This window comes from Candidatus Obscuribacterales bacterium, assembly GCA_036703605.1.
Classification (GTDB): domain Bacteria; phylum Cyanobacteriota; class Cyanobacteriia; order RECH01; family RECH01; genus RECH01.
The window spans coordinates 1-5,444 of the sequence record DATNRH010000183.1; the positions used below are offsets into that span (position 1 = coordinate 1).

At 53.7% G+C, this 5,444-nt stretch carries 4 protein-coding genes; 3 read left to right on the top strand and 1 reads right to left on the bottom strand.

Annotation, left to right across the window (positions count from 1 at the left end; genetic code table 11):
• A partial coding sequence (locus V6D20_03945; GenBank protein ID HEY9814943.1) for a hypothetical protein occupies window positions 1-336 on the top strand: 336 nt, incomplete at its 5' end.
• 12 nt (window positions 337-348) lie between these two features.
• Window positions 349-849, top strand: a complete 501-nt coding sequence (locus tag V6D20_03950) for a hypothetical protein (protein ID HEY9814944.1) — start codon at window positions 349-351, stop codon at window positions 847-849.
• A gap of 281 nt (window positions 850-1,130) precedes the next feature.
• On the opposite strand, the gene V6D20_03955 is transcribed toward V6D20_03950, so the two are convergent.
• Window positions 1,131-1,985: a class I SAM-dependent methyltransferase gene (locus tag V6D20_03955; protein ID HEY9814945.1), complete on the bottom strand. Its 855-nt coding sequence runs from the start codon at window positions 1,983-1,985 to the stop codon at window positions 1,131-1,133.
• Window positions 1,986-2,184: 199 nt separating this feature from the next.
• Here V6D20_03955 and V6D20_03960 point away from each other — a divergent pair, with 199 nt between their 5' ends.
• On the top strand, window positions 2,185-5,337 hold the full coding sequence (locus tag V6D20_03960; GenBank protein ID HEY9814946.1) for an SMC family ATPase: 3,153 nt from the start codon (window positions 2,185-2,187) through the stop codon (window positions 5,335-5,337).
• Window positions 5,338-5,444: the final 107 nt, after the last annotated feature.

The following is a 5,444-nucleotide window of genomic DNA, read 5'->3' on the forward strand; positions in this document are numbered from 1 at the left end:
TCTGAACGCGATCAATACCTAACGCTTTACAATGAAGCCCAAACCCAATTGACCTTTGAGCGCCGCTCTAAAGCTGGCATTAAAGGATGGGAAACTCGCCGCAAGCGCGAAAATGAGCGTCTGAAGCAAGAAATTGGTGAAATGACGGCCTTGCTGCACGATTCTCTATCCCGTGAAGACACAGCGATCGGGAATATGGAAGACCTAGCCAATCGTATGGATCGAATTCAGAGCTTGGTCAACTCGGTGCAAGATGGTGCCGATGAAACGCCTATTGGTCTAGTGCAAAAGTTTAAGCGCATTTGGCAGGCCATTCAAGAGATCATTGCGGAGTAGGAAGGCATGGTTATGAGCGATGACACAGGCTCTGATCTGGTTCCTCGAAAACCTACCTTGGGCGATCGCATGCGTGAGGTTGCCAATCAGCTTCGTCAAGAAAAGGCAATCCAAATCAAGGCCACATCTCGCATTTTGGGAGCTGCCGCCCAGATGGCCCAAAACCACGATCGCTTAATCGATGAGGTGGTTGTGATGGTTGAAGATGATCTCGATCGAGCAGCCCAAGCAGCGTCAGAGACACCCTATACAGTGGAGGTGCTGAAAGAAAAGTTTTCCAGCTTCAAGGAAGCCAAGACCCAGTTGGGCGTTAAGGCTACAAGCTGGACGACCCTAGTCGATAAGCTAAATGCCCAACATTCCCCATCTGCCTCCATACCGCCTCAACCTGTTAGCCCTCCCTCACAAGCTCAAGATACTCTAACTCAGCGTCTTGATAGCATTGAGCAAGAGATGCGATCGATGCGGAAAGAGATCCATCAGATCTTAACCCTTCTGGAGCGATTGCTTTGAGTGCAATGGTAAAGGTGTAAAGACGTAGTCGAGGTGTGGCTTGGCTGATTCTAATGGAATATCTGCACTCGATCCCCCGCTTCGTAGCCCCCTTACCAAGGGGGCTACAGACATTCGGGTACTATCCAGCCTTGAATGCATGGCTTGTTTAACCGGACTTGATAGTTGCTATGAGTTGTTAGTGCCTAACCTTTGGGCTTTCTTCGCATCTTCGGCAGTCTCATTAAAACAACGATCGCTCCCCTGGACAGATTGGGAGAGCGATCGCTGTTCCGCGTTCATTAGCCCATAGCGACTTGCACATCACCACTGGGTGACCAGTCTGGGCGGTTGACCGGTAGGGGTTTCTGGGCGCGGGTGACTTGGTTGCTCCACCAATTATTGTCCGTTTGCACCGCTTCAAAGCCGACTGCCTGCATCCAGTCATCCACCGAGCCGGCAGCATAGGCTTTGATGTAGGGTTCTTCAAAAATTTCGGTGAGCCAAGTGGCTTGGCGGAGGGTGGCTTGGTTGCCATCGAGAATCAGCACCTGGCCGCCAGGACTGAGCAGCCGGAAGCATTCCCGAAGAATCTCTTGGGCGATCGCCGGTGGGGTTTCATGGAACAGCAGGGACGCGGTTACCACATCAAAGCTGGCATCGGGGAAGCCGGTGGCTTCGGCTAGGCCGTGATGGAAGTCGATGGATAGACCATGGAGCCGAGCCTTTTGGTAGGCCATCACCAGCATGTGAGGCGATAGATCCAGACCCACTACCTCGGCATCGGGAAAGGCTTGCTTGAGCAACACGGTGGTGGAACCCGTGCCACAGCCTAGGTCGAGGATGCGCCGGGGTTGCCCTTGGACGCGATCGCACAGGCCTTGACGAATCCAGGTTTCGCTGGGCAGCAGCACATATTGCGTGATCGGATCATAGGTGATCGCCGCGTCGGCGGTCAGGTAACCATTTTGGATGCCGTGGAAATTTTGGCTACGGTAATAGTCGGGATAAGCGACCGTGGGCGACGAGAGGCGATCGCACTCCGTTTCCCAGTCAATGCTGTCGCGTTGGCGGAGCAGGGCTGCTTCATCCAGAAGAAATTGGCTGAATAGGGGAGCCAGAAATCGTTCAAAGATGGTGGATTGAGTCGTTGTCATGGTTTGGATGAAGATATCGCGGTTTAAAGTCTGTGTCTTTAGTATGCAGAACCTAGGCAGCAATGGGGAGGGATAGGAAAAAATGGGTCTAGCAAATGCCAAATGGCTGAATTTTTAAGAAATTTTTCCGTTCATGTGTATCAAAGTGCGAATGTACTGTTAAGCTATGAGACAAGCGATCGTCCATGGCTAATGGTCCATGATTCCGCAATCTCTCAAACTCAGGAATTTTCTTAGTTATCGCCAGGCTACTCTGGATTTTCGTGGATTGCACGTAGCCTGCATTTGTGGTGCCAATGGGGCAGGTAAGTCGTCGTTGCTGGAAGCGATCGCTTGGGCGGTCTGGGGACAGGGACGAGCGGCGAGCGATGATGATGTGATTTATCAAGGGGCGTTGGAGGCTCAGGTAGACTATACCTTTCGTTATCGAGAGCAGGTCTATCGAATTATTCGTACACGCTATCGGGGGCAGCCCAGTTCTCTGGAGTTTCAGATTGAAACTCCAAGTGGATTCCAAACCTTAACCCAGCGGGGTTCTCGTGCCACCCAAAGTCTAATTCAGCAGCATCTTAAGCTGGACTACGAGACGTTTATTAACTCGGCCTATCTGCGTCAAGGGCGGGCAGATGAATTTATGCTGAAGCGGCCGGCGGAGCGTAAGCAGGTGCTGGCGGATTTGCTTAAGCTGGATCAATACGATCGCCTTTCGGAACAGGCGAAGGAGCGATCGCGTCAGGTTCGTGCTGAGATGGAGGTGCTGGAGCGAGTATTAGAGCAAATTCAGCAGCAGCTTCTCCAGAGCGATCGCTTGGCTACAGAACGCTTGGCCTTGGAAACCACCTTGGAGCAGCTTACCCAGCAGCAGCAGGTACATACAGCTCAGGTACAGGCGTTACACATCCAGCAGCAGCAGCGCCAGCTCGGGCAACAGGAGCTCCAGCGTCACCATCACCAAGCCCAGCAGCTTCAGCAAGACTGTCAGCAGCTCCAGCAGCAGCTTACGACATTACAGACCCAAGAGCGATCGCTGCAGACCATTCTCAGTCAATCCGACGCCATCGCCCAGGGCTATGTCCATCTGCAGGCGCTGCAAACCAAGGATGTAGCGCTTACCCAAACGTTTCATACCTACCAAACCCTGACGGCAGAACACCAGCAGCTTCAGCAGCAGCACCAAACCGCGATCGCCGTCCTGCAGGATCAGCACCACCAGGTTGAGGCCCAGCTAACCTCCCTGGTGCAGCAGGAACAGGAGGTACAGCAGGTGCTTAGTAAGGCAGGGGAAATTGGCGACGCCTTAGAACGTCTGCGGCTAGCGCGGCAGCAGCTTCAGCAGTTGGATCGCCTACAGGTGCAGGTGGCACCCCTGATCCAGCGGCGGCAGCAGCTCCAGTCTCAGTGGGAACGAGCCCAGGCCCATCTACAGGCGCGCCTGGATGCGTTTAACCATCAGATTCAGCAGCTCCAGCTTCAGGAGCAGCGGCAACCCAACTTAACCCAGTCTGCGGCAGAGCTGAGCACCCAACTCCATTACTTAGAGGAGCGACGGCTATATCAACAGCAGGTGCGCGATAAGGGTCTGGAGCGCCGTAATTTTATGGAACGGCTGCAGGCCGATCAACGTATCTATGAAACCCAACTGGCGGAGCTAGATCAAAAAATTCAGTGGCTGAAACGGCAGGCAGGCCCTTGGTTGAACGATCGCTCCCTCAATCCATCCATTGAAGAAGAATTGCGATCGCTGCAGGTAGATGCGCAGGAGGCAGGGCGACAATCCTGTCAGGATCAGGGCACCCCCTACCAACTGGAGGTGGCAGACTATCCCCCCTGTCCCCTTTGCGATCGCCCCTTGGATGAACAGCATGGGCGGGTGGTACTCGAACGCCATCAAGCTGACCAGGCTGCAATTCTAAAACGGCTTTGGGTGGTGCGGGAGCAGTTATCCGCCTCGGAGCGAGAGATTCAGGTTCTGCGCCAGGAATATCGCGATTTGGACTATGAACTGGCGAATTACGGAGCCATGCTCGAACGGCGGGGGCGTCTGCAGGAACAGCTTCAGGGTGTGGTGACGGTAAAAACCCAGCTTCAGGAGCTGATTGCCGAGCGGGATGCCCTAGCATGTTCCCTAGAATCGGGCGGCTATGCGGCAGAATGGCAGGAAGAGTGGCAGGAAATTGACCATACCCTCAGCCAATTGCAGTATGACGACAAAAATCACGCCCTAGCGCGGGGACAGGTGGATCGTTGGCGTTGGGCAGAGCTGCGCCAAGCCGAAATTCACAGTGCCCAGCAGCGACAGATCCAGTTAGCCCAGCAGCGTCCGCTTCTGGAAGCTCGTCGCGCCCAGATCGATCATGACCTGCAGCAACACCACCAATCGTCACTCTACCAACAGCTTCAGGAGGTCAGCGATCGCCTGCTTCAGCTTGGCTATGATGCCCCGGCCCATGCGGCCGTGAAAGATGCCATTCGCCAGAATCAAGGCTGGCAGTTGCGTTACCACGATCTGCACCAAGCCCAGCAGCAGCTACCCCAAATACAGCAGCAGCGCCAGCAGATTGAAGCCGAGTGGCAGGAGCGATCGCACCGTCTACAGGAGGTGCAGCAGCAAATTGCGCAGCTTACCCAGCAGTTAGACTCAACGCCAGATGCCACGGAAGCGATCGCTCTCTTGGAATATCAGCTAACCGAGGGGCGATCGCAACGGGATCAGCACCTAGCTCACCTGGGTCGCCTCCAGCAACAGCAGCAGCAGCTCGATGACTTGATCGACCAGCGCGATCGCCAACAGACCGAGGTGCAAACCCTGCGCCACCAGTATCGGGTCTATCAAGAACTGGCCCAAGCCTGTGGCAAAAATGGCATTCAGGCGTTGATGATTGAAAATATCTTACCTCATCTAGAAGCAGAGACCAATCAACTCTTAGGACGACTCAGCGCCCACCAATTGCACGTCCAGTTTATTACTCAGCGTGCTAGTAAACGCAGTAAACGTCATGCTAAGCTGATTGATACCCTAGATATTTTAATTAGTGACCTCCAGGGTACCCGTCCCTATGAAACCTATTCTGGCGGTGAAGCATTTCGGGTGAATTTTGCCATTCGTCTAGCCTTATCTCGTCTATTAGCTCAGCAGTCCGGCACACCGCTGCAAATGTTAATTATCGATGAGGGATTTGGCACCCAGGATGCGGCAGGCTGTGAGCGTTTGGTGGCAGCGATCCAAGCGATCGCTGATGATTTTGCCTGTATCCTAGCAGTCACGCATATTCCTCATCTCAAAGCGGCGTTTCAAACCCGCATAGAGGTACAAAAACAGGCTCAAGGATCGCAGATTCAGTTAGTTCTATAGAAATAATCGTTCATAGGGTAATCTTGTTCGCCCATAGCTTTCATTCCCAAAAGCTCTTGGTAGTCGAGAGGGTTATGGTTGCAGGGGTTAGGGACAGGCATCTATTT